At 51.1% G+C, this 25,758-nt stretch carries 18 protein-coding genes; 13 read left to right on the top strand and 5 right to left on the bottom strand.

Translation table 11 applies throughout. From position 1 onward, the window contains the following. Positions 1–64: 64 nt before the first annotated feature. From DEF47_RS20700 to DEF47_RS20645, 12 genes are all read left to right on the top strand, one after another. Entirely contained in the window at positions 65–1,381 is a 1,317-nt protein-coding gene (locus DEF47_RS20700; protein ID WP_012189347.1) for a DUF3644 domain-containing protein, read from the top strand. 451 nt (positions 1,382–1,832) lie between these two features. Further along, positions 1,833–2,627, top strand: coding sequence for a 2,3-dihydro-2,3-dihydroxybenzoate dehydrogenase (locus DEF47_RS20695; protein WP_012189348.1), 795 nt, complete (start codon positions 1,833–1,835; stop codon positions 2,625–2,627). A 19-nt stretch (positions 2,628–2,646) separates the two neighbouring features. Beyond that, entirely contained in the window at positions 2,647–3,504 is an 858-nt protein-coding gene (gene aroF, locus DEF47_RS20690; RefSeq protein WP_012189349.1) for a 3-deoxy-7-phosphoheptulonate synthase, read from the top strand. A gap of 37 nt (positions 3,505–3,541) precedes the next feature. Then, positions 3,542–4,729: an isochorismate synthase DhbC gene (gene dhbC / locus DEF47_RS20685; protein WP_012189350.1), complete on the top strand. Its 1,188-nt coding sequence runs from the start codon at positions 3,542–3,544 to the stop codon at positions 4,727–4,729. Beyond that, entirely contained in the window at positions 4,729–6,357 is a 1,629-nt protein-coding gene (locus DEF47_RS20680; RefSeq protein WP_012189351.1) for a (2,3-dihydroxybenzoyl)adenylate synthase, read from the top strand. The genes dhbC and DEF47_RS20680 overlap by 1 nt, the downstream gene beginning before the upstream one ends. 11 nt (positions 6,358–6,368) lie before the next feature. Beyond that, positions 6,369–7,226, top strand: a complete 858-nt coding sequence (locus tag DEF47_RS20675) for an isochorismatase family protein (RefSeq protein ID WP_012189352.1) — start codon at positions 6,369–6,371, stop codon at positions 7,224–7,226. Beyond that, on the top strand, positions 7,219–11,460 hold the full coding sequence (locus DEF47_RS20670; protein WP_012189353.1) for a non-ribosomal peptide synthetase: 4,242 nt from the start codon (positions 7,219–7,221) through the stop codon (positions 11,458–11,460). The genes DEF47_RS20675 and DEF47_RS20670 overlap by 8 nt, the downstream gene beginning before the upstream one ends. A gap of 29 nt (positions 11,461–11,489) precedes the next feature. Further along, a complete protein-coding gene (locus DEF47_RS20665; RefSeq protein ID WP_012189354.1) occupies positions 11,490–12,566 on the top strand; it encodes an ABC transporter substrate-binding protein in 1,077 nt (358 codons plus the stop codon). A gap of 299 nt (positions 12,567–12,865) precedes the next feature. Beyond that, positions 12,866–13,876 (top strand): FecCD family ABC transporter permease, encoded by a 1,011-nt coding sequence (locus tag DEF47_RS20660; RefSeq protein ID WP_012189355.1) that lies wholly within the window; start codon positions 12,866–12,868, stop codon positions 13,874–13,876. Positions 13,877–13,885: 9 nt separating this feature from the next. Continuing rightward, entirely contained in the window at positions 13,886–14,992 is a 1,107-nt protein-coding gene (locus DEF47_RS20655) for a FecCD family ABC transporter permease (protein ID WP_012189356.1), read from the top strand. Beyond that, positions 14,989–15,813 carry an ABC transporter ATP-binding protein gene (locus DEF47_RS20650; protein ID WP_012189357.1) on the top strand — a complete coding sequence of 275 codons (825 nt, stop codon included), beginning with the start codon at positions 14,989–14,991 and terminating at the stop codon, positions 15,811–15,813. Before DEF47_RS20655 ends, DEF47_RS20650 begins: the two co-directional genes overlap by 4 nt. A 186-nt stretch (positions 15,814–15,999) precedes the next feature. Then, positions 16,000–16,290, top strand: a complete 291-nt coding sequence (locus tag DEF47_RS20645; RefSeq protein WP_012189358.1) for a DUF2218 domain-containing protein — start codon at positions 16,000–16,002, stop codon at positions 16,288–16,290. Between the two features lie 90 nt (positions 16,291–16,380). Here the strand turns inward: DEF47_RS20645 and DEF47_RS20640 are convergent, their stop codons facing one another. The 3 genes from DEF47_RS20640 to DEF47_RS20630 form a co-directional block, all read right to left on the bottom strand. Beyond that, complete coding sequence (locus DEF47_RS20640) at positions 16,381–18,366, bottom strand: reprolysin-like metallopeptidase (RefSeq protein ID WP_012189359.1); 1,986 nt, start codon at positions 18,364–18,366, stop codon at positions 16,381–16,383. A 91-nt stretch (positions 18,367–18,457) separates the two neighbouring features. Next, positions 18,458–18,880 carry a hypothetical protein gene (locus DEF47_RS20635; protein WP_041304344.1) on the bottom strand — a complete coding sequence of 141 codons (423 nt, stop codon included), beginning with the start codon at positions 18,878–18,880 and terminating at the stop codon, positions 18,458–18,460. Between the two features lie 2 nt (positions 18,881–18,882). After that, on the bottom strand, positions 18,883–21,330 hold the full coding sequence (locus tag DEF47_RS20630) for an ankyrin repeat domain-containing protein (RefSeq protein ID WP_012189361.1): 2,448 nt from the start codon (positions 21,328–21,330) through the stop codon (positions 18,883–18,885). Positions 21,331–21,473: 143 nt separating this feature from the next. Here DEF47_RS20630 and DEF47_RS20625 point away from each other — a divergent pair, with 143 nt between their 5' ends. Further along, positions 21,474–23,138 carry an FG-GAP repeat domain-containing protein gene (locus DEF47_RS20625; protein WP_012189362.1) on the top strand — a complete coding sequence of 555 codons (1,665 nt, stop codon included), beginning with the start codon at positions 21,474–21,476 and terminating at the stop codon, positions 23,136–23,138. Between the two features lie 66 nt (positions 23,139–23,204). Here the strand turns inward: DEF47_RS20625 and DEF47_RS20620 are convergent, their stop codons facing one another. After that, positions 23,205–25,451, bottom strand: a complete 2,247-nt coding sequence (locus DEF47_RS20620) for a clostripain-related cysteine peptidase (protein WP_012189363.1) — start codon at positions 25,449–25,451, stop codon at positions 23,205–23,207. A gap of 55 nt (positions 25,452–25,506) precedes the next feature. Then, complete coding sequence (locus DEF47_RS20615; protein WP_012189364.1) at positions 25,507–25,698, bottom strand: hypothetical protein; 192 nt, start codon at positions 25,696–25,698, stop codon at positions 25,507–25,509. Positions 25,699–25,758 lie beyond the last annotated feature (60 nt).

Raw genomic sequence — 25,758 nt, 5'->3', positions numbered from 1 at the left:
TAAAATAATAAGCCTGACTTGTCTATAGTACTAATATTTACTTCTTACTATATGAGGCTAGTCCATGACTACGAGTAGTATTGTTACTGAACGCAAGGAATCGGTTCGACAATGCTTAATTTCATTTGGCTTTCCTGAAGATACTGAATATTCGTATGAACTATTAACATTAAGTTACTTTCCTTCAAAACATTCGAAAAAAACACTTGCATTCTTGATACTTACATATAAACAAGAATGTCCTGTATCTATACTAAAAAGAGTAAGTGATCAACCTGCTGGTATAGTACGATCACTTAGAGATAAAGGATTTGTTTTTAAATCTAATCCAAATGATCCATCAGAATTTCAATATCAGAATCAAGATGGAATTCAATGTCGAAGTATTGAAAGCTTTGATCCGCATAAAATTAAGGTCGGAGGACGAGCGAAAGCTCTGCTTTCTAAAGCTTTGGCCGCAGTCATATCATCGATTGAGATCTATAATAAACCAGATTTTAGATATAGAGAAGAAACGTTTGCTATTTTATTAGTTAACGCTTGGGAGTTATTACTAAAATCAAAGATAATGGCTGATAATAATAATCAGATTTCTAGTATTCAGGTTTTCGATTCTAGTGGTTTTCCAAAACAGACTCGGTCTGGAAATATTATGACTATAGATATAATAAAAGCGTTAAATATGTTAAGCTCTCAAGGTAAAATTAATAAGTTTTGTACTGATAATCTAGTAATACTAGTAGAATTAAGAGATAATTCTATACATTTTATTAATAAAAATACTGAATTATCAAAAAAAGTTCTAGAATTAGGAACAGCTAGTCTTAAAAATTTTGTTTCTATTATACTTGAATGGTTTGATGAAGATCTGTCACATTACAATTTCTTTTTAATGCCGATTTCTTTCTTTCATGTAGATGAAACAAGGAATAATATTTTTTCTAGCGATAAGGAATTGAATAAGTTAATTTCTTTTATATATAATAAAGAATTGAATAATAAATATGAAGAAGACTCAGATTATAGTATTACACTAGCCTACGAAGTTAAATTCAAGAAAGTTTCTACAGCAAATATTAGTATAACCACAAATAAAGAAGATACAGCAGTTAGAGTTTATATTGATGAAGATGAAAAAATTAAGAATCAATATCCAATAGATTCTAATCGTCTAAAAGAAATTCTTGCTAGTAGATATATTGACTTCAAGGCTAATAAACGATATCATCAGATACGAAAGAGTTTAGAGAATCAAGAAATATATGGTGAACGTTATTGTTGTATCCGATATCTCAATTCTATAACTAAAAAGGGAACTCATAAGAAGTTTTATAGTACTGAAATTATTAAAGAATTTGACAAACATTATCAAAAACGATAATTATGAACTCTGCGCTTCAGGCTTTGTAAACTCAAAAATTTCTATTGCCAGTTGTACGAGTATTGGCTATGGGCTAGTGGCATTTGAAATACCACAGCATGCTCCACTAGCCCGTAGCCTTCAGCCAATCGCCCTCCAACCTCTGCTCTTCTAAGTTAAACCCTCGTCCTGAGTCTCCTATGCTCTATGTTCTATGCTCTATGCTCTTCATCCCCAGCCCCCGACAACCGATCCCCATTAACCTGCGTTTGACAAATCTGAGCCTGTTGCGTATACTGCGCCTTGAATAAAAACAGTTATATCCGACTAAATTGTGTTAATGACATAATCAACTTGTTGGTGATAGATTTTGCAAGCTTTTAGCTGAACAATTGAGCTAAAACGAGCAACTGTCATCGTCAGTTATTGCCATTCAAACTGCAGGCAAGGCCTGATCGGTTAGGGAGCGTTTGTGCAATTTTCAGAATACCCCGAACTGAAAAACCAAGTAGCCCTAGTAACAGGTGCTGCTCAAGGTATTGGGGCCGCAGTTGCCCAAGAATTATGTCGTCACGGTGCACATGTGATGGCGTTAGACGTTCAATCTGCTGGTTTGCAGGCGTTGCAACAACGCTTAGAAACCAGCGCAGGCCAGCTTAGCACTCACACAATCGATGTGCGCAAGGCCCAAGCGGTTGAAACATTGGTTGATGCTATCGAAAAGCAGACGGGGCCGATTGGCCTGCTGGTAAATGTTGCTGGTATTTTGCGCATGGCTCCAGTCGTTGAGTTGAGCGATGAGGATTGGGCAACCAGTCTCGATGTGAATGCGACAGGTGTGTTCAACCTAACGCGGGCGGTTGCTCGACGCATGGTTCCCCGCCAAGCTGGCAGCATCGTGACGGTTGGCTCGAATGCCGCTGGCGTGCCGCGCATGCAGATGGCGGCCTATGCTGCCTCTAAAGCTGCCGCAACTGCCTTCACCATGTGCTTGGGCCTTGAATTAGCACAACATAAGATTCGCTGTAATGTCGTTTCACCTGGCTCGACCGACACCGCCATGCAACGCATGTTGTGGCACGACGAAACTGGCCCGCAACGGGTGATTGCTGGCGCATTGGAAATATTTCGCTTGGGGATTCCGCTTGGGCGGATTGCCGAGCCTGCCGATATTGCCAACGCTGTTGTTTTTTTACTCTCCGAGCGTGCTCGCCACATCACCATGCACGATTTGCGCATTGATGGTGGGGCAACGCTCGGTGCTTAGATACAAGGATCTCTCGCTCATGAGCAATGCAAACGCATCGACCAAGCCCGCGCCGTATCGACTTGCTGCTCGTACCGATGCTCACCAAGCCACAATTGTGGATCTTGGTTCGGTCAAAATTGGCGGTGGCCAACCAGTTGTCATGGCTGGCCCATGCTCAGTCGAATCAGAAAGCCAATTGCTCAACACGGCCTATGCAGTGGCCGAAGCTGGGGCTCATATGCTGCGCGGCGGGGCTTTCAAACCACGCACATCACCCTATGCCTTCCGTGGCTTGGGCGAAGCAGGCTTGAAGATTTTGGCGAAAGCTCGCGCCGAAACTGGCTTGCCAATTATTACCGAAGCGCTCAACACCGCTGATCTAGATTTGGTGGCTGAATACACCGATGTGATTCAAATTGGCGCACGCAATATGCAAAATTTTGCCTTGCTCGAAGCTGCTGGTCGCACTGGCCGCCCAGTTATGGTCAAACGTGGCCCAGCTGGCACGATTGAAGAATGGCTATTGGCTGCCGAATATGTGTTGGCAACCGGCAATCCCAATGTGATTTTGTGTGAGCGTGGCATTCGCACCTTTGAAAATGCTACCCGCAACACCCTCGATCTGAATGCTGTGGCAATGGCCAAACATCGCAGCCATCTGCCGGTGATCGTTGACCCCAGCCATGGCACTGGCAAATGGTACTTGGTTGCGCCCTTGGCCTTGGCAGGCTTGGCGGTTGGCGGCGATGGCTTGATGATCGAAGTTCACCATGATCCTGATCATGCTAGCTCCGATGGCCCTCAATCGTTGAACCACGAACATTTTGCTGATTTGATGGAAAAAATCAATCAACAATCCGCCCAGCCAGTTGCGCGGGAAGTGGGTTTGAACTAAGCCAAGGCTGTGTAGCAGGCAATTAAGGATGACGATCATGAGCAGTTTTGAACAAGAACGGCTACGCGAATCGGCGTGGCAATTGCTAGACAACTATCAAGCAGAATCGGCCTTTTTCTTTGCATCGCCCAATCATACCTTGTTGGGCCAATTAAGCTATGTTGATTTGATCAGCCAAACCGCCTTGCTTGAGCTTGAGCAACGAGTTAACGAGGCGCTGCAACGGGCTGAACGTGGTGGTGAAGTTAATCCAGTCGTGGTTGGGGCATTGCCTTTTGCTCCCGATGCGGCGGCTTATTTGGCCTTGCCATCGCGGGTGGTTTGGGCTGGCCCATTGCACGCCGAAGCCCAACCCTATTGGCATAACCAGCGTTTGCCGCATTGCAGCATCGAGCCAATGCCAGCGCCCGAACACTACAAACAGGGTGTGGCTCAAGCCTTGGCCAAAATGCAGGCTGGCGATTTGCAAAAAGTTGTGCTCTCACGCTCGTTGCAATTGACCGCCGAAGCACCGCTTGATGTGAATTTGATTCTGGCGAATTTGGCACGTAACAACAAAACTGGCTATACCTTTGCGGTGCCGTTGCCAACCCGCCGCGCGTTGGTTGGGGCTAGCCCTGAATTGTTGCTGGCGCGTAATGGCAATCAAGTGATCGCCAATCCCTTAGCTGGTTCGATTCCGCGCAGCGCCGACCCTGAAGAAGATGCGCGGCGGGCAGCAGGTTTGCTCGAATCGCCCAAAGATTTGCATGAACATAAGGTTGTAATTGAGGCGGTTGCGGCGGCCTTAGCGCCATTCTGTCTGAGCCTTGATGTGCCGCAACCAACCGTTATTTCCACCGCGACGATGTGGCATCTCTCAACAACCTTGGTTGGCGAATTAAAGCCTGATGCACCTTCATCGTTGGGTTTGGCATTGGCCTTGCACCCAACTCCAGCGGTCTGTGGTACGCCTACCGAGGTCGCCCGCGCCGCCATCCGCGAAATCGAGCCGTTTGATCGCGGCTTTTTCACGGGGATGGTTGGTTGGTGCAACGCCCAAGGCGATGGCGAATGGATTGTGACGATTCGTTGTGCCGAAGTTGTTGATCAATCGTTGCGTTTATTTGCTGGTGCTGGGGTGGTACTAGGCTCGACTCCTGAAGCCGAGTTGGCCGAAACTGCGGCGAAATTCCGCACGATGTTGTTGGCGATGGGCATCGATAGCGAAGGCGAGGTGGCCTAATGGCTGAGCTGACGCTTGGCCTTGAAGGCACAACTGCTTGGCCCGCCGAGTTTGCCGAACGCTATCGTAAGGCTGGCTATTGGGTTGATCAGACCTTTGGCGAAGCACTACGCGAGTGGGCGCAACGCTCGGGCGATGCCACCGCTGTGGTATGTGGTGAACGCCGTTGGAGCTACCGCGAGCTTGATCAACGGGTTGATCGCTTGGCAGCGGGCTTGCAACAGCTCGGCATCCAAACAAAACAACGGGTGGTGGTGCAATTGCCCAATTGCGCCGAATGGTTTGTGGTTTGTTTTGCACTCTTTCGGGTTGGTGCAATTCCGTTGATGGCACTGCCCGCCCATCGCTTGGCTGAAATTGGCTATTTTTGCCAACACAGCGAAGCCGTGGCCTATGTGATTGCCGATAAAGTTGGCAGTTTCGATTATCGCAATTTGGCAGCTGAGGTCAAAGCGGTTGCGCCAACCTTGGAACATGTGTTGGTGGTTGGTGAGGCTGGGCCGTTTACTGCTTTGGCTGAGGTCGATGCTGAGCCAAGCGAATTTCCAACGCTTGACCCTGCCGAGGTGGCTTTGTTCCAGCTTTCGGGCGGTAGCACGGGCGTGCCCAAATTGATTGCCCGCACCCACGACGATTATTTGTATTCGGTGCGAGCGAGTGCTGAAATCTGCAAGTTGGATGCCAGCAGCGTGTATTTGTGCGTCTTGCCGATGGCTCATAACTTTCCGATGAGTTCGCCTGGAACATTGGGAACTTTGGCGGCGGGCGGCACGGTGGTGCTTGCGCCGCAACCAAGCCCCGATGTGGCTTTTCCCTTGATTGCTCGCGAAGGTGTGACGATTACTGGCATGGTTCCGCCGCTGGCATTGCTGTGGCTCGATGCTGCGGCAAATCGCAAGGCCGAATTATCAAGCCTCAAGCAAATTTTGGTTGGTGGTGCGCCCTTTGGTGCTTATACCGCCCGCCGCGTGCAGCCAGAGCTTGGTTGCCAATTGCAACAAGTCTATGGTATGGCTGAGGGCTTGGTTAATTACACACGGCTTGATGATGCGGCTGAGCTGATTTGCCACACCCAAGGCCGACCAATTTCGCCCTTGGATGAGGTACGGATTGTCGATGATGAAGATAATGATGTGCCGTTGGGCGAGCTTGGTCACCTGATTACCCGTGGCCCCTACACGATTCGCGGCTATTATCGCGCTGCTGAACATAATCAACGGGCTTTTACCAGCGACGGTTTTTATCGGACTGGTGATTTGGCACGCTTGAACGCCACTGGCTATGTTTCAGTCGAAGGCCGCGCCAAAGATCAAATCAATCGTGGTGGCGAAAAAGTCGCTGCCGAAGAAATCGAGCAACATTTGCTCAATCACCCAGCGATTCACGATGTGGCGCTGGTGGGCTTGCCCGACCGATTTTTGGGCGAACGCACTTGTGCGGTGATTGTCAGCAACGGTGTGAATATCAACCGCCGCGAAGTGTTGCAATTTTTGCGCAGCCGTGGGCTTGCCGAATACAAATTGCCAGATCGGGTTGAAATCGTGGAGAGTTTGCCCAAAACTGGGGTTGGCAAGATCAACAAACGGCTGTTACGTGAGCAATTAAGTGCTGGTCGTGTGCCAGCCTAGAAGGATAGATTATGGCGTTACCATCAATTGCGGCCTATGCAATTCCAACCGAATTACCAACCAACCGCGCTAATTGGGCGGCTGAGCCACAGCGCGTAGCCTTGTTAATTCACGATTTGCAAAATTATTTTATTGATGCTTTTCCTGCTGGCGAGGAGCCAATTAGCAGCGTGTTGCGTTCGATTGCCAGCTTGCGCGATCACGCGCATGCGCTGGGCATTCCGGTGTTTTATTCAGCCCAACCAGGCGACCAAGCGCCCGAAGATCGCGGCTTGTTGAGCACATTTTGGGGCAAAGGTTTGAGCACTGGCACGCCACCAGAGATTGTCGCGCCGCTTGCGCCGCAGGCTGGCGATCAGGTAATTACCAAATGGCGTTACAGCGCGTTTCAACGCACGCCGTTGCGTGAATTGTTGCGTGAAGCAGGCCGCGATCAACTAATTGTGTGTGGGGTTTATGCCCATCTCGGCTGCTTGTTGACCGCCTGCGATGCCTTTATGCAAGATATTCAGCCATTTTTCGTGGCCGATGCTGTCGCCGATTTTACGCTTGACGAGCATCGCATGGCTTTGCAATACGCCGCTGGCCGTTGTGCTGTGGTCACCACGACCGAACAATTGGTACGCGAATTGGGCTACAACCAATTACGCAGCGAATTGCACGATTTGCTTGATGATGTTGAAAGCATCGGCGCTGATGATAATTTGCTTGATTGGGGCTTGGATTCAGTGCGCTTGATGACCTTGGCCGAGCGCTGGCGGGCAGCAGGCTGTGAAGTTGGTTTTGCTGAATTGGCCGAAACCCCAACTTTAGCCGAATGGTGGCAACGCCGTTTTGCCGCACCACTCCTGGAGCAAGCTCATGGCTAAGCTGGCGCTATCGGCGGCACAACATGGCATTTGGCTGGGTCAACAGCTCGATCCGAGTAGTCCGCTGTATAACACAGCCGAATATGTGGCTCTGCGCGGTGCGGTTGAGCTTACCAATTTGACCGCTGCGATTAAGCAGGCCTTTGCTGAAGCCGCAACCCTGCATTTGCGTTTTGGGCTTGAGCATGATCAGCCGTATGCGCTGGTTGAGCCACAGCCAATTAACTTGACCGTGCATGATTTGCGTGATTTACCCGATGCTGAAGTACGAGCCATAGCTTGGATGCAGCACGATTTGGGCAATGTGGTCGATCTAGCAACCGGCCCGTTGTTCAACACGGCGATTTTGCAACTTGCTGATGATCAGGTGTGGTGGTATTTGCGAGCGCATCACATTGCCTTAGATGGCTATAGTTTTGCTTTGCTCACCAAGCGCGTCGCCGAAATTTACTCGGCATTGCAAACCAAGGCCACGCTCAGCCCAAGCTTTGGCGAATTGGTCCCAGTAATTGCTGAAGATCACGCCTATCAAGTCTCAATTCAGGCCACGCTTGATCGCGAATTTTGGGTTAATCGCTTTGCAGATAATCCGCAAGTGGTCAGCCTGACTCAGCAAACTGCCCTATCGCAGCCGCGCAGCATTCGCTTGAGCACGGCTTTAGCGAACGACTTGATCGAGCGATTGACTGCAATCGCCAAGCCCAGCCGTAGCACATGGCCCGATGCCTTGATGGCGGTGGTGGCAGCCTATCTCGCCCGCTGGAACAACAGCGAGAGCGTCGTTTTGGGCATGCCCTTGATGAGCCGTTTGGGTTCGGTGGCGTTGCGTGTGCCGTGTATGGCCATGAATATTGTGCCGCTGTGTCTTAACGTTGCGGCTGAGCATGATTTGGCCCAATTAACTGCGGTAGTGGCAGCCGAACGCAATGCCTTCCGCAAGCATGGCCGCTATCGCTATGAGCAGTTGCGCCGCGATTTGGGCTTTGTTGGCGCTGGGCGGCGCTTGTTTGGGCCTGTCGTCAATATTATGCCCTTCGATCATCCGCTGAATTTTGGTGATTGCCAAGCCCAGAGCACTACACTCACCGCTGGCCCAGTCGAAGATTTGGCCTTCAACGTGATTTTGCGCGGCAACCAACTCTATCTGACGCTTGAGGCCAATCCGGCTTGCTACAGCCAAGCAGCGCTTGAATATCATTTTGCGGCAATTCAACACCTATTAAATGGATGGCTGGCAAATCCAAGCATACCTGTGGCTGAGCAGCAGGTTTTGCCAGCGCCGCTTGTGCTTGATGGCGGCGAGTTGCGCTTGCCGCTGACCAGCGTGATCGAGCGAATTTTACATAATGCCAGGCAACAGCCGCACGCTTTGGCTTTGGTTACCGACACTGAGCAACTGAGCTATGCCGAGTTGGCGAGCCACGTCCATGCGTGGGCAGGCCAATTGGTGCAGCGCGGGGTAACTGCTGGCAGCGTGGTTGGCGTGGCTTTGCCGCGTAGCCGCGAGGCAATTGTCGCAATTTTGGCGACGCTTTGTTGTGGGGCAGCCTATCTGCCACTTGACCCGCAATGGCCGCAAAGCCGCTTGGCGAGTGTCGTGGCGCAAGCCCAACCAGTGCTAGTTTTGGCACAGCAAGCTTTTGATCTGCCCAATTTGTTGTTGGTCGAGCAGTTGAGCAAGGCCAATGCATGGTTCGAGGCACGGGTCGATTTGGCCCAACCAGCCTACATCATGTATACCTCTGGCTCGACTGGCGAGCCAAAAGGTGTGGTGATTAGCCATCAAGCCTTGGCGGGTTTTGTGCAGGCTGCGGCTGAGCGTTACGCAATCAGCGCCGCTGATCGGGTGCTGCAATTTGCCCCATTAGCTTTTGATGCTAGCGTTGAAGAAATTTTTGTGACGCTTTGCCAAGGCGCGACCTTGGTGTTGCGCAACGATGCCATGCTCGAATCGTTACAGCGCTTTGTGGCCGCCTGCCAAGCGCATGCGATTAGTGTGCTCGATTTGCCAACCGCCTTTTGGCATGAATTAGCCGATAGTGTGGCCCAAGGCGCGGTGCAGTTGCCCGAATGTTTGCGGGTGGTAATTATCGGGGGCGAGGCGGCTCTGCCAGAGCGGGTTCAAGGCTGGTTGAACGTGGTTGCGCCGAATGTGCGTTTGTTCAACACCTATGGCCCAACCGAGGCGACCGTGGTGGCGACCGTGGCCGAATTGAGCGACCCCAACCAGCCAATTACGATTGGCCGACCATTGGCTGGGGTGCAAGCAGCCATTTTGGGCAGCGACCAGCGGCCAATTTTTGCAGGCGATGTTGGCGATTTATATCTGCTGGGCAATGGCTTAGCAACTGGCTACTATCAACGCCCCGATTTGGATGCGCTGAATTTTGGCCAACTTAGCCAATTGCCGCATGCGCCCCGCGCCTATCGCACTGGCGATCGAGTGCGTTTGTTCGCAGGTCAGTTACAGTTTGTGGGTCGCAGCGACGACGAATTCAAAATTAGCGGCCAGCGTGTTACGCCTGCCGAAATTGAATCGGTCTTTTTGCGGCATACAGCGGTGCGCGAAGTAGCGGTGATTGGCCAGCAGCTTGGCAATGCGAGCAAGCGCTTGTTTGCAGCAGTCGTTGTCAGCGATGCTAGTTTGAGCGTGGCTGAATTGCGCAATCACGCCAGCCAACATCTGCCAGCGGCGGTCATTCCGGCGGCGATCACGATTGTTGAACGCTTGCCGCGCAGCAGTGCAGGCAAGATCGATCGCAAGGCTGTGGCGGCCTTAGCGCCAGCACCAGTGATGGTGAATGCTGCGATCAACGATACGCCAGCATTAATTCGTCAAGTTTGGGCCGAAGTTTTGGGCCAAACTGAATTCAACGATGAAGCCGATTTCTTTGGCTTGGGCGGTCAATCGCTGCAAACCATTCAGGTTGCCAATCGTTTGGGTATGGCCTTGGGTCGCGAAGTAACCGCCGCCTTGATCTTCCGCTATCCCACGATTGCGGGCTTGAGCCAAGCGCTCGACCCTGAATTTGAGCAGGCTCCTGAGGCAGCGCCGCAATTTTTGAGCGATGCCAATTTGCCTGAGCAGATTGTGCCCAAACAACTGAATGCCCAGCCACGGCCAATCCAAACCGTGCTGTTGACTGGGGCAACTGGCTTTGTCGGGGCACATCTGTTGGCCGAATTGCTTAGCACAACCACCACCAACGTGATTTGTGTGGTGCGAGCTGGCTCGAATGCGGCAGCCTTTGAGCGGTTGCAAGCAAGTTTGCAACACTACGAATTGCCAAGCGAGCAGCTTGCCGAGCAGGTTGAAGCTTGGCAGGGCGATTTGGCTCAGCCCCAATTTGGGCTTGACGATCAGCAATGGCAAAGCTTGATCGAACGTTGCGATCTGATTTATCACAATGCGGCGATGGTCAGCGTGGTTCGCGAGTATAGCAGCTTGCGGGCGGTCAACGTCAACGCCACCAGCGAAATTTTGCGTTTGGCAGCGGTGCATTGCACCCCAGTGCATTACGTTTCGACCTTGGCAGTTTCACCACCGCAAAGCGTGATGCACCGCGTGCCCGAAGATTTTGTGGCGGCGCATGCTGGCCTACGCGATGGCTATAGCCAAAGCAAATGGGTTGCCGAACGCTTGCTCGAACAAGCGGCTACCCGTGGTTTGCCGGTTGCTGTTTATCGTTTGGGGCGGGTAGTTGGCCCAAATCAAAGCAATTTCGTCAATCAAGATGATTTATTTTGGCGGATTGTCCAAGCAGGTGTGCCGCGTGGCTTATTGCCCAGCCTGCCTGTCGAGGAAATCTGGAATCCAGTTGATTTTGCTGCACAGACAATCGTGCAATTTAGCCATAATCATCGCGGCGTGCGCGTGTATAACCTTGCTCCCAACGAACCAATCAGCTTTGCCCAACTTTTGGGCTGGGTTGGCGAGTATGGCTATGCCGTGCAATTGTGCAGGGTTGAGCAATGGTATCAAGCGTTGCGTAACGCCGACGATGCGATGAGTCAGGCGACTCTGACCTTCTTTGAGCGCCAGGCTGATGGTGGGGAACTGCCCAGCGCAATTGGTACGATTGAAAACAAACGCTTGCTGCAAACGCTTGCAGCGCATGGCATTGCTGTGCCTGTGATCGATCGCGAGCGCTTCTTTGGCTATCTTGAGCGGTGTATTCGAACGGGTTTATTGCCCGCACCCGATTTACGCCAGACTAGTATTGGTATTCGCTAAAATTTTTAGCATACAAAGGAATTACACCAATGACATCCCTTTCAGTTCGTTTTCGTTCGTTATTGGCCTTACTCGCGCTTGTGACCTTGGCTGCTTGTGGCTCGACTACGGCTCCAACTGCCACCACCGCCCCAGCGGCCACCGAAGCTTCTGCGGCAACCATTCCTCCAGCAGGAAGCGAAGTGCCAGCGGAAACCGAAGTACCAGCCGCGACCGAAGCGCCAACCGCCGAAGCAACTACAGAAACCAGTGCTAGCGGCACACGCAGCATTGAAACCCGCTATGGCACGGTCGAAGTGCCAGCAACTCCTGCTCGGTTGGTAACGCTTGATGAAGGCGCATTGGATACCGCCGTGGCCTTGGGCATTATCCCAGTTGGTGGCATTAGCTCACGTTTGAGCGAAGGCGTTGCTCCCTATATCGCCGATAAAGTGCCTGGGATTGCGATTGTTGGTAACCCTGGCGAAATCAATTTCGAAGCAGTGATTGCTGCTACCCCCGACTTGATTTTGACCCACAACCGCATCGACGAAGAAACCTACAAAAAATTGAGCGCAATTGCTCCAACCATTGTGCCAACCAACGGCATTGGCGCTTGGAAGGATGCCGCTGGCGAATATGCCGCAGCCTTGGGCAAAACCAGCGAACTCGAAGCTTGGTTGAAAGAATTCGATGCGAAAGTTGCTGATGCCAAAACCAAATTGGCAATCAAAGAAGGCACGACTGGCGCAGTTATCCGCTGGATGCCCCAAGGCCCATTGGTGATGGGTCGCTTGTTGCCAGCAGTTGTCTTGATCGAAGAATTGGGCTTGAGCTTGCCCCAAGTGGCGATCGATTTGGGCACTGATGCACCACACACTGATGTTTTGAGCTTGGAACAATTGGCAACCGTTGATACCGACTGGTTGTTTGTGGCCACGTTCAATGCTGAAGGTGATGGCGCTTTGGCAACCGCCCGCGAACAAGCAGCGTTTGGCCAATTGAAGGCTGAAAAATCCAAGCAAGTTGTGGCGGTTAGCGCTCAACTCTGGAGCAGCGCGTTTGGTCCATTGGCTGCCGATGCAATTTTGAGCGATATTGTCGCTGGCGTTCCTGCGGCACAATAGGTTATTGTGGGGTTGTTGTTGGGGATCGGGGATCGGTTCGTTTGCATGCCCTCACCCCCTAGCCCCCTCTCCCGCCCAGCAGGCGAGGGGAACCATTAAACCAAAAGCCCCTCGCCCGCCGCAGTGGGAGAGGGGTTGGGGTGAGGGAACGACCCCACCGCTCCCGCCCAGCAGGCGAGGGGGAACCATTAAACTAAAAGCCCCTCGCCCGCCGCAGTGGAGAGGGGTTGGGGTGAGGGGATATGTTCTATGCTCTATGTTCTTCTTGCCCCAATTAAAACATTCTTGGGAAATGTATTATGGCTACAACTTTGCTCTCGCGACGCATGCTGATTGGAGTGCTGGCAGCCTTTGGCTTGCTGGCAATTGTTATTTTATTGAGCCTTGGGGTTGGCTCGGATAATGCAATTGGCTTGGCCCAAGTCTTTGCTGTGCTCCAAGGCGCTGGTGATGATCAAGCCCGTTTGACCGTGCTCGATTTGCGCGTACCACGCACGATTATTGGCGTTTTGGTCGGCGTGGCGCTTGGCTCGGCTGGTGCATTATTGCAGGCGGCTGCCCGTAATCCTTTGGCTGAACCAGGTTTGTTGGGAGTAAGCGCAGGCTCGGCAACAGCTGTGGTCGTATCGATTGCGCTTGGAGCCAGCTTGAATAATTTACAAGTTGGCGTTGCCATTTTTGGGGCGTTGATTGGCTGTAGCGTCGCGCTCGGCGTTGCCCGCATGAGTGGCCTCGGTGATGATCCAATTCGCTTAGTGCTGGCGGGAGCAGCCTTGAGCAGCATGCTGGCGGCGGTTTCCTCAGTAATTCTGTTGACCGATCAACGCACCGCTGATGAAGTGCGCTTTTGGACGATTGGCGCAATTGCTGGCCGTAATTTAAGCAGCATCACTTCGGCAATTCCCGTATTATTGCTGGGTTTGGCGGTTGCCTTGCTGCTAGCACGGCCATTAGCGGCCTTGGCACTGGGCGAAAAAGTTGCCAGTGGGCTGGGTCAACGTCCCAAATTAGTCCGAACAGGCGTGATGATCAGCGTCGCCTTATTGGTTGGTTCGGCCACGGCGATGGCTGGGCCGATTGGCTTTGTTGGGCTAGTGGTGCCGATTGCGGCTCGTGCGATGGTTGGGCCAGATATTCGGCGAGCGTTAATATTGGCGGTGCTGCTTGGCCCAAGTTTTGTGCTGTTGGCCGATGTGCTTTCGCGGATTGTTGCGCGACCAACCGAAACCCCGCTGGGTGTGATTTCAGCATTAATTGGTGCGCCAATTTTGGTGCTGATTGTGCGCAGCCAACGCTTACCAGCGCTCTAGGAGAATGGCATGGATCGACTTTCGCTGAACCCAACCACGAGTGCTGCTCACGAGCTAAACCTAGCTCAGCCATTTACAGGCCAACCAACTGGCTTGTGGTTGCTGCGCTTTGGCCGTTTGAGCCTGCTGTTGGATCGACGGGCTTGGCTGGCAAGTTTGCTTTTGCTGCTTGCGACGGTAGTTTTGGTTGGCCTGAGCCTCGGCAGTGGCACAGTCAAAATCGCCCCACTTGATGCCTTGGCAGCTTTGTTTAATCAAGGCGAAACCAAAAATATCTTTATTGTGCGCGATTTACGGCTGACGCGGGTTTTGGCAGGTGGCATGGCTGGCGCTGCTTTGGGTATGGCTGGCTGTTTGTTGCAAACGCTCAGTCGCAATCGGCTGGCCAACCCCGATACGATTGGGATCGATAATGCTGCGACGGCCTTTGCGGTTGCCTCGGTTGTGGGAGTTAGCACAACTCTCGCGCCCTCAGGCATGGCCTTGATTGGCGCAATCACCATGCTTTCCTTAACCTTTGCCTTGAGTGGCGGGGCTGGCACACGTGGCTATCGTTTCTTAATCACTGGGCTGGGCTTGGGCGCAATCTGTGGAGCTGCCACCAATTTGATGCTAGCACGTGCCCCAATTGATGCTGCCAACGATGCTTTTCCTTGGACAATTGGCAGCTTGAACGATCGTTCGGGAATTACTGTAAGTTTGCTGGCTTGGGGCGTGGTGATATTACTCCCGCTGGCTGCGATCGTGGGTAAACGCCTTAATTTGGTGCGCTTGCCCGATGCGGTTGCCCAAAGTTTGGGGGTGCGGGTCAATCGCTTGCGCTTCTTCACGATTTTGTTGGCGGGCAGCTTGACCGGCCTTGCGGTTGCGGTTGCTGGCCCTGTTGGCATGATTGGCTTGGCGGCACCTGAATTAGGGCGGCGCTTGGCTGGCCCGCGCACTGTGCCGATTGTGCCTTCGGCCTTGGCTGGCGCATGCTTTACCATGCTGGCTGATTTGCTTGGCCGCACTTTGTTCAGCCCAACTGAAATTCCGGTGGGCATTGTTACAGCCTTAGTTGGCGGCCCTTACTTATTATGGTTCCTGTTGCGAACCCCGCGAGGCAAACAATTATGAGTGTTTCTCCCCCAGCGGCGTTGCAAACCCAAAATTTGGTCTTGGGCTACCAACGCACAACGATTATTGATCAGCTGAATGCCTCGATTCCCCATGGCCAGGTTACGGCGATTATCGGCCCAAACGGCTGTGGTAAATCAACTTTGCTGGCGGGTTTAGCCAAATTGCATCCAGCCAAGCAAGGCCAAATTTTGCTCGATGGCCAAGATATTGCCCGTCTTTCGCCGCGAGAGATGGCCCAAGCCTTGGCTTTGTTACCCCAAGATGGTGTTGCTCCCGACGGCATGACCGTAGCCGATTTGGTGCGATTTGGTCGCCATCCGCATACTGGTTTATTGCGTCAGTGGTCTAAAGAAGATCAACAGGCGGTGGTGACAGCAATTGCGACTGCTGATTTGATGGCGATGGCTGATCGACCCTTGACGACGCTTTCGGGTGGTCAACGCCAACGCGCTTGGATCGCCATGGCTCTTGCCCAATCAACGCCATTGCTGCTGCTCGATGAGCCGACCGCTGCGCTTGATCTTGGGCATCAAATCGAGGTATTTGAGCTGATTCGCCAATTGGCGGCTGAAGGCAAAACCGTGGTGATGGTGGTGCATGATTTGGCTAGTGCTTGTCGCTACGCCGACCATCTGATCGCCATGTGTGCTGGCTCGATCATCGCTGCTGGAGCGCCAAACGCCGTGGTTACCCCCGAATTAATCCATCAACTCTATGGTGTGCACTGTCGATTAATCCCCGACCCAATTAGCGGTACGCCAATTATTGTTGGGGTGCAGAAAAGTCAAAAGTCAGAAGGCAAAAATCAAAAGGGCTAGGTTCTACGCAGAGGCGCAGAGTTAAGCAGGATAAGGGATGAATTATGAGGGATGAAGAACCATAATCAAACAAATCTGTGCTCATCTGTGGCTAAATATAGCTTCGTGCCCTTCGTGTCCTTCGTGGTTTCATCCTTCGTGTCCTTCGTGGATCAATCAACGACTATTTTGTATAAGGAGCATTTCATGCAATCTCAGGCAACCATTCCGACCGCACTTGGTTCGAGCTACATCAAAAAATTGTGCAAGCACTACGCCCACAAAATCAAAGTCGAATACGACGATCAACAAGGTACGGCCTATTTTGCCATGGGCACATGTGCAATGCAAGCTGAAGCTGAACGCTTGATTTTTGTGATTGATGCAGAGACCAGTGAGGCTATTGGAGCCATCCAACACATTATGGATGAACATTTTGAGCAATTTGCCTTTCGCGAAAAACTCAAAATTGAATGGCAAGCGGTCGAGGCTGAATAAAGCTTCTGAAAGAGGAGCGATCAGCATTGATTTATGGTTTGTGCCCTTCGTGGATCATCATAATTGATCCACGAAGGGCACAAGCTTTAACTAGTTTACGGTAAAGTTCACATTTGAAAGATCAAAGAAGACGTTGTTGGCACAGCGTACTTTGATTCGTGCTTGGGTGGTTGCGGTGTTGGGGATGGTAACGGCTTGGCTGCCATCGTTGGGGGTTGAGCTAACCAAGCTGCTGAAGCTGCTGCCACCATTACTTGAGAACAAAATTTCAACATTGGCGCAGCTAATTGGTGCAGCGGTGGTGCTGGCAACATTCCAAGTGATGGTACGGCTGCTGTTGCGAGTCCAAGTGACGGCGGTATTCGGCGAGGTTACGGCGAATGGCCCAGCCGCACTGCTGACCGTCACATTGGCGCTATCAATCGCATAGCTGCCGCCGCCTGCCCGGTTATCGCGCACAATCAGCCGGAAAACCATGGTGCGGCTGGTGGTTGGCAATGATTCACCAATTGTCGCGGTATTGTTCAAAATATCGCTCAATTTAGGGAACGAGCGCTTAGGGTTGGTGCTTGGGTTGAAGCTACGGAAAATTGGGCGTGAGCCGTTGTCGGTGTTGGGTGGCGCAGCCGTGCCCAAGTTATATTGCTCCCAGTTGTAGGTCATGCTATCGCCGTTGGCATCGCTGCCAGTGCCGGTTAATTCGAATGGTGTGCTGCGTGGAATCGTGTAATCGGCCCCAGCATTGGCCACCGGAGCGGTGTTGCCAGTGTTGGTTGCTGTGCCACAGCTTGAGCCGCCGCCAGTTGTGATGAAGGTCGTAATTTCGTTCAAGCTCTTGGAATGGAAATACGGATCGCTGTTGGATTGTAAGTTTTCAGCGCCACAGATCCCTGCGTAGGCCATAATTGTCGAGCCGCTACCTGGCTCGTAGGCGGCGCTACTAGCGCGATTGCCACCACCACAACTACCAGTTGTGCCATTGAAGGTATGGTTGCCGCCAAATTGATGACCAATTTCGTGGGCCACATAATCAATATCAAATGGATCGCCAACTGGAGCCGATGAGCCAGTTACGCCTTGAGCTTTGTAGTTGGTCGAGCAGACTGAGCCTAACGAGGCTACCCCGCCGCCGCCAGTGCTGAACACGTGACCAATATCATAATTGGCATTGCCAATTACATTGCGAACATTGGTCTGATTTTGGCTGAGCATCGTAACCCCATTGTTGTTGGTGTAGGGGTCGGTGCTGGCGTTGGTGTAAATGATATTGCTGTTGTTGGCAACAAGTACCATGCGTACCGCAACTTCGCGTTCGTACACTGCGTTAACCCGATTGACGCTGGTGGTGATTGCCGCCAAGCCTTTGGCAACGGTTCCACCATGATAGGCAGTGTACTCGCCAGTGGCGGCCATGGCCAAACGGTAGGTGCGCAATTTATCGCCAACCGCTTTGGGTGCTGCCAAGCCATCATCGGTCAATGGTAGGTCGATCACATAATCTTCGACTTGGCGATCAGCCAATTTTTGGCTGCTGGGCACAAAATTTTTGCTATCGTAAACGATGTAATGTTGAGTATCGCCAGCGCTGTAGGGATCAATGAAAATCCGGCCTTGATCGCCTAGAATTAAGCCATGAAAGCCGGCGGGGGTCAGATCCAAGCGCCCGCTCAGATTGGGAGTATCCACCCCAAGGATTAAGTAGGTGCGAATTTCGGGGAATTTTGCCGCTAGTTCTGGCTCCATAATCGGCGATTCGACAACGCGGAATTGCTCGAATTTGCCATTGGGCATGGGCAATTGCAGGGTATACAACGAGTTTGCCACCGACTGATCTTGCTCTAGTGGTGCTTTGGCCAAATATTGGCTCAATCCAGCGACATCAAGTGCAACGGTGCGATAGATCGTTGGCACAATTTGGCGAGCACCTTTTTGGGCAATCCGACTTTCCTTCACATCTTGCCAAAAACCATCGGACGAAGCGGCGGTAGGAGTGACGAGAGTGGCGGCGGCAAAGCTACTCAATAATGCGACCACCAAGGCTGCAACGATCACCAGCGATGAACGTTTTCCGGGCATGCCAAACCTCCTAGGGGTAGAAGTGGATACCCAGCTATTATACATTAAATTATTTAATTAATTTTGAGGTTTGTTAATTTTTATCGCAAATTTAAGCACCACGTCGATAGTGGTCAAGCGATTGATCGAGCCATGTTTGAATCGTGGTTAGGCTGGTTGATCCAACAAGTTCTAAACAGACTCGCTGTGGTGGACGGAAGAGATAGAGCGGGTAGCGTAAATCAATATACTTTCGATGCCAAGCAATAAAGGCCGCAGTCAGGCTCCCAGCAACCTGATGTTCAAGGCTATGACCTGCGTGCCATAAGCGACCGAGCATGCCCGCTGGCTCAAGCATCCATTCTAAGGCCCAATCAGGTTGATGATTAAAGCTGATCGCTGGCCAATCGTTGATCAGCGCATGGCGATAATCAACCCAATTAATCTGGAGTTGATCAGCAAGGCTGCTTGCATCAATTTGGTCATCGATGCTGGCCTGTGGGTTGTAGGCGCTGATCACAAAATAGGCTGACATCTTTAATCCGGCACAAAACTTGACCATGGCTGCAAACGTGAGCGCCACGTAGCCATACTATTCTCCCAAAATACGGCCTGACAATTCCCACAGCGATAGATCTCAATTCGATCGGCTAGTTGGCCTGAGCCATCGAAGCTGTGAGCAGTGTTGTAGAGCATGTGCTCGGCGCAAGCGGGGCAACGTTGGGTTTGCTGGCTAATTGGGCGTGGTTTGTGCCAGCCGTTATGCGCCATTGTTACGTCGTAGGTTCCTTGAATATGCTGCGAACCTGGCTCTGGCGGCGTGATTGTGGGCGTTAGTGGGTGCAGCAATTTAATTAATGATTGATTATCGACTGCATAGGCGCAGTGTAATGCCGTCCAGCCTTGTAAGCGCCCCGTCGTGAGTTGCACCGTCGGATCAGCCTTGGCTTGCAACAACAATTCAACCAGATCCAGTCGATTGGCTAAGGCGGCATAGTGCAACGCCGTGTAGCCATAGGGCGTTGCACTATGCATATCCGCAGCCCAAGCCAGCAATTGTTGTATGCTTGCCAGCTGTTGCCGCTCAACTGCCCAGTGCAAGGCAGTGCGGCCAAAATGGTCAGTTTGATTGATATTTGCGCCGTTGGCATAGAGTGTTTGAGCGCCAGCTAAATCGCCGTGGACGCAAAGCTGGCTGAACCCCAACAATCCAGCATGATTCAGCGCATGGATATTGGCTCCGCGTGCCAGCCAAATCTGCCATGTTGTTTCGTTTGCTGTACAAACGCGCTCGGCAAACTCTTGATCGAGCAAGGCTTGATAAGCTGGGTTTGCAGGCTCAAGCTGGGCTAGCATGGCTTCGGCAATCAAATCGAGTAGCATTAAATTGCTGATCGCTGGCCGATTTGAGCGTTGTTGGCGAATCAGCATTGGATAATTGAGGCTTGGGTTCTCATCAACCAAGTGGGTTAAATCGGCTCCAGCCTCAATTAATCGCAGCGCGAATTGGGGATAAGAACTCAGTGCTAGCTGTAACACGGTTGTGTAATTGCGATATGGGCTATCAACATTTACGCCTCGTGCCAAAAAATCGTGAACATAGTGCTCGTTTTTAGCGGTAATCGCTGCGCCTAAAACATCGGGAGCATGCAGATCGGCTCCAGCCGCGATTAATTGTTGGGCAAAGCCGAATTTTTGCGTTATAAGCATGCTTGGCAGCAGCTTTGGGGGAATTTGCGGTTTGAGGCTGAGGAGCCAGCTAAACAATTCGCCAGCCTCTTGATCAATAACCTCGGCGCTAGCCACAACTTCAAGTGGTGTTTGCTCCATCGCCCACTTGCCATAGCTTGGCAAATTAAGCTCAGCACCATAAGCCAATAAACACTCGGCTAAATCACGCCGTTTTTGGGCCAACACATAGCCTAAGGGTCGCCAATGTTCGCGCACCTGCGTTTCCTTGCCAAGCTGCTTGATTGCATAACTTGGCTGGTTAGGATCGGCTCCCATCCGCAGAAAAACCTCGATCAACGCGAGATCGGCGCTTTTAGTCGCGCAAATAGTGCTGATCGCTGTGTGAAATGGCATCAAGCCTTGTGGATTGAGTGCATTAATCTTCGCTCCGTTGGCTAAAAGTTGCTGGGCCATCGCAGGGTTATTGAGTTGGGCCGCAGCATGCAAGGCGGTCGCATGCGGTTTTGCCATCGCACAATTAATGGGTGAGCCAAGCTGCAATAAACGATCAACTAAATCAGTAGCATTGTGCCAAGCAGCCAAACACACGCAGCTATTGCCCTCGCTGGTTATGGCGTTGGCCGCTGCCCCGTGATCAAGCAACAAATTGGCAATTGCCATATGGCCTTTACTTAATGCAGCATGCAACGGGGTGCGAGTTCTGGTTGGCGGGCCTTCGATTGCTGCGTCATTGGCTAACAACCATTCGACGGCTGCTTGATGCCCATTCCACGCTGCCAACGTTAGGGCCGAGATGCCATTAGCCGTCGTTTGATCAATATCAACCGCTTGGTCTAACAACCACCTGAGTAGTTGGAGATTGCCACTGCTGGCTGCATATAACCATGGTGTGAAGTTTGAATCAGCTTGGGCATGCAGATCAGCGCCGTTATGCCAAAGCAATTGGGCTAGCTCGAAATGGCCGTTGAGACAAGCCAAATGTAGTGGCGTTTGTTGCTTAGCGCTTTGGGCATGGCAGTTGGCTCCATGGCTCAACAAAAGCTCAGCGATCGCATAACGATTATAGATTGCTGCCCGATGCAAGCTGATATAGCGGTTGTCTTGCAGTGATTGGTTGGGGTTTGCGCCAGCGCTGAGTAATGTGGCGATCAGGGTTTCAGCTGGTTGGCTGGCAAGCTGATAGAGGGCATGATCAAGCGACTTTTGCTTCCAAGTTGGGCCAGTTTGCAAATGCTCAAGTATTTGGTGGTAGGCTTGGTGTTTGAGCAGTTTTTTTAATGAATTGAGATTCATCGCTACGCCTCGCTTGCCCATCAGTGTAGCCCAACGCGTGTACTGCCTAAAATAGCGCTTAATATTTAAATTGTCTATGATATACTGGTGTAACATTGATGCAGAGAGAAATACCCCCTGCTTGTTGATTGATGGGAGATTCAATGAAGACCACAATGGTTTTTCGGCGTGCCGTGCTGGCGAGCATCGGTACAATTGTCGTGAGCAGTTTATTGGTAGTTAATGCCAATAGCCGAGGCTTGCTGGCCCAAACGCTGCCTAATCCAATTGATTTTCATCCAGTGGTGACCTATAGTTCACCAAGCCGCCCATGCGAATTGGGTCGTGGTGATTTCAATGGCGATGGTTTTGTCGATCTAGCGACGGCAAATCAGGCAAGTAGCGAAGTTCAAATATTTTTAAATAATGGAGCCGGCGCTTTCCCAACGCACACCACGTATAGTGTTGCTACTCCTTGTGGCATCGATGTCGGTAATGTTGACGGTGATAACGATTTAGATATTGTCGTGACCAAGCAAACCTCAAATCAACTAGGTGTATTGCTCGGTAATGGCGATGGCACGTTCCAAATTGCCCAATCGTTTAGCACTGGTGCACGCCCAACCGACGTAATCTTGCGTGATCTAAATCAAGATACTGAACTTGATGCGGTTATAACCAACCAAGATAGTCAAGGGGTTAGTATTTTGTTGGGCAATGGCAATGGAACCTTTGCTAATCAAACGATCTACACGGTTCAGGCTTCGCCAACGCTTGAGGCAGTTGGTGATTTAACTGGCGATGGGTATGCTGATGTGGTTGTGGCCAATGCTGGTAGTGATAGTGTCAGCGTGTTGATTAATAATGCCAATGGTACGTTTAGTTCTGCGGTTCATTATGGGGTTGGCAATATTCCCCATAGCGCTGGGATTGGCGATATTGATGGCGATAATGATAACGATATTATCGCGGTTAATCGTTGGGAACAAAGTATGACTCGCTTGATCAATAATGAGAGTGGTAGCTTTACGCCGCTTGCTCCAACGATTTTCTTGCAAGGCCCAAGCGATATTGAAATAACTGATCTTGATGGAGATGGCGTGCTGGATATTCTGGCAACCAATACGGTTAATGATGTTGATCCTGGCACGGTCAGTATTTATTTTGGCTTAGGCAATGCCAATTTTAGCAGCCCACAACTGGTAACCTCAGGCGTGCACCCAACGTCGTTAATCTATGCCGATTTGAATAATGATGGTTTGGTTGATATTGCGACTTCAAACTTTTATGGCAATAGTATCAGCGTTTTGTTACGGCGAGTTCCTGCTGCAACCAGCACGCCAACCATAACCCCGACGGCCACGAGCACACCAACCGCAACCAATACACCAACGGCCACGCCAACGAGCCAACCAAGCGTGACTCCGGTTGCTGGTAGTTCAACGACCTTTTTGCCGTTGGTTACTGATAGTCGCCCAATCTTCCCAATCGTGATTAATGCCGTGGCTCAGCCGTTGATTCCAATCACTCAACAAGGCCAAATTTATTACACCACGACATTAACAATCAATACTCCATTGCCAACGACTGGGCGCTTCTATCTTTCATCGCGTCCTGACGCGATTGCCGAAGTTCGGGTTGATGATCAAATGACGGTTTGGGCTGATAATGCGGTGTTGTACGAACGTAGCTTAACAACGCCCCAAGTTGTTGAGATTTCGCGCAGCGAGTTGACATCATGGCTTGATCAAGAGCTAACCATCACCTTCCGCGATGTAGCTGGCTCGGTTTACGGCAATAGCGCGGTGTGGTTGATTTGGGTTCCTTAGATTGACCACCTAACTAAAATAAAGCAGGGCGCTGGTACAAAACCAGCGCCCTTACGATTTAAAGGTTTACTCGATAATCAAGGTTTCATAGGCTGAGTAGACATTACCATCAAAATCTTCAGCGAAGAAGCCAACGAGGTAATTCCCAGCAGGAGCTGGTTCAAGCTCCCAAGTAAAGTTGTCATCGCCAAACACAAAGGTTTCGCCTTCGTAATTGACAAATTCGCTCTCGCCAGTTTGTTGTGATTCTTCAAGCCAAGTATCGAGCACCACAAATTTATCGCCACGCTTAGGGTTGATTTCGCGCAACGAACCAGTATCTTCCTTGCCAGTATACCCGAGCACTTGTACCAACTCGCCATTGCTGAACAACAACAACGCGCGTCGAGTCTTTTTGCCTTTGGCAGTGGTGTACAAGCCTTCGACGGTGTAGGTGGCATCTTCGGGCGATGCTCCATAATCTTCGGGGCTAAACAAGGCTAGACTTGCGGTGGTTTCGTTGTGCATGGCAAAAACTTGCGTATCCCACTCAAACTCAATATCGATCGTCGAGGCCTCGCCCCAATCGGGATAAAAGACTCCGCCGATTTCGCGGGTTTGTTCAGCGTCAAGGTAGTCCATATCCAAAACTTGAATTGAATCGGACTCTTGATCATAGTAGCCGATGAAGATATAAACGAAGGCAATATTATCGCCAGTGATGCTGCTGGTGAGCACAACAGGCTGATCGAGACTGGCGGTTGTGCTTGAAAGTTCAATCGCAGCAACCGTAATTGGCTCGGAGCCAGGTGCTTCAACCTCGGTCACATCAATTGGCTCAGGCGTTGGGGTTGGCTGACGTTCGACGGTTGCGGTTGGTTGCTCAATGGTGGTTGGCAATGGCTTTTTGGCGTATTGGAAGGCCAAAAATTCATCCCACAGCGAATCGTTGACGAAGTTTACGGCAACCATGTTATAGGATTTGTAGCCAGCATCGGCACTGGTATACAGTTTGGAATTGGGAAAGTGGATCGAAATGCCCGTTGCCCCAGCCTTTTCATCGCCATGTTTCTCTTCGATCAAACTGCGATCAATCGCTGCAATCAGCTCATCAGCGGCTTTGTTGACGCTGGGCACATTAACTTTTTGCTTGAGCAATTGGGCAAAGTGCCCAAGATCAATGTAGGGCTTAGGTTGATCGCTATCAAACACGCTCTCAAACGCTTGGGTATAGCGTCGTGCCGCTGCAATGTCTTTGCGTTCGGCCTCGGCCAAAGTAATCACCAAACGATCAAGTGCATCGATCACCGCAGGCAATTTGCCCAAATCGATTGCCGTCAGGGTGATGGCCTTGCGCTCTTGCTCTAAAACTTCTTCAGCAGAAACATTGCCCTCAAAATCGTAGGTGCGCGAAACATATTTGGCGCGGGCATCATCATCGAGAATTTGTTGATCCTGCTCGATATAGCTATCGACAATTGCTCGCGAAAGCTCAGCGCCATCGATTTCAGGGCTATCGGTTAATCGCCCCAAAATTGCAGCATAAGCCCAGCCCAGCGATGGCTCGACTTCTTGCGAGGCCACAGCATAGCGAGCATAGGGGGCGATCGCACTATAGACCTCAACATGGCTCATCAAGCAGGCATCAAAGCCAATTAACTCAAATTCGCCAATATTGGTTTCAGCGATGATATGTTCGAGTGCCTCGCTCATTTCCATGAGAAAAAGCATATCGCCAAAGCTCTCGGCCAGCGGAATATCGTGGCGACCTGTGGTTGAAGGGTCAGGGTCGCTCCAGCCGCCCGGCCAGCCAGCCCCATGATCAGACATAATTAACACATATTTGTCCGAGGGATAGGTTTTGGCGGCCCATGTGACAAAATCAGTCAAGGTATCGGCATCGGCCATATTGACTTCGCCAAGGTCGGCGAGTTCCTTGGAGTTCATTTGCTCAAGGTCGTCATCTTGTTCGATGTAAAAGCGTTTGGTGCTCGTCCAATCACCATCGCCATCGAAGCCGCCATCATAGCGATCGACCTGAGCTACTACCCGCACCCGATCGGTTGAGCCAACCAGTTCAGCCTCGTTGATGTCGTTGAGCATATCTTCTTCAAGAATCTCATCGTCGGCATCGGAGTAGAGCATAATCAGCCAACTCTGATCATCGCGGCCAGCAGGGGTGCGAGTTGGGGCGGCGGGCGTAGCTTGGCCAGCAATCGGAGTGCGTTTTGCCACCGGAGTTGGTTCGGAGAGATCGGCACAAGCGGCTAAGAGCAAGAGTAAAATGAGGCTAAAACGAGTCAAACGCCAACGTCGCGGCGCAATCTGCTGCATACAACACTCCTACAAAGTGCAAAAATCGACTACATTACACAACATGGGCTAACGATTAATCATCATCGTTGCCACTAGGACGGCGGCGTTTGCGCAAGGTAATATGCTCATCGGCCTCTTTGGCTGGGCGACGATCACGCGGCTCGTTGGCTTGGTCAAGTTGATCATCTGAGGCATTGGTATGGGCGTTTTTCAAAGTTTCTTCGGCAACTTCACGAACTTTTTTGGCAATGTCTTCAGGCTTCATCAAAGCACTCCTTCTACAAACTAAGTGGTTGCCTACTACATAGAGCATCATGGAGCAGAT

It is taken from the genome of Herpetosiphon sp. (assembly GCF_003512625.1).
GTDB lineage: Bacteria > Chloroflexota > Chloroflexia > Chloroflexales > Herpetosiphonaceae > Herpetosiphon > Herpetosiphon aurantiacus.
Note: the sequence above shows the minus strand (reverse complement) of the source record. Positions and strands in the feature narration are given on the sequence as shown.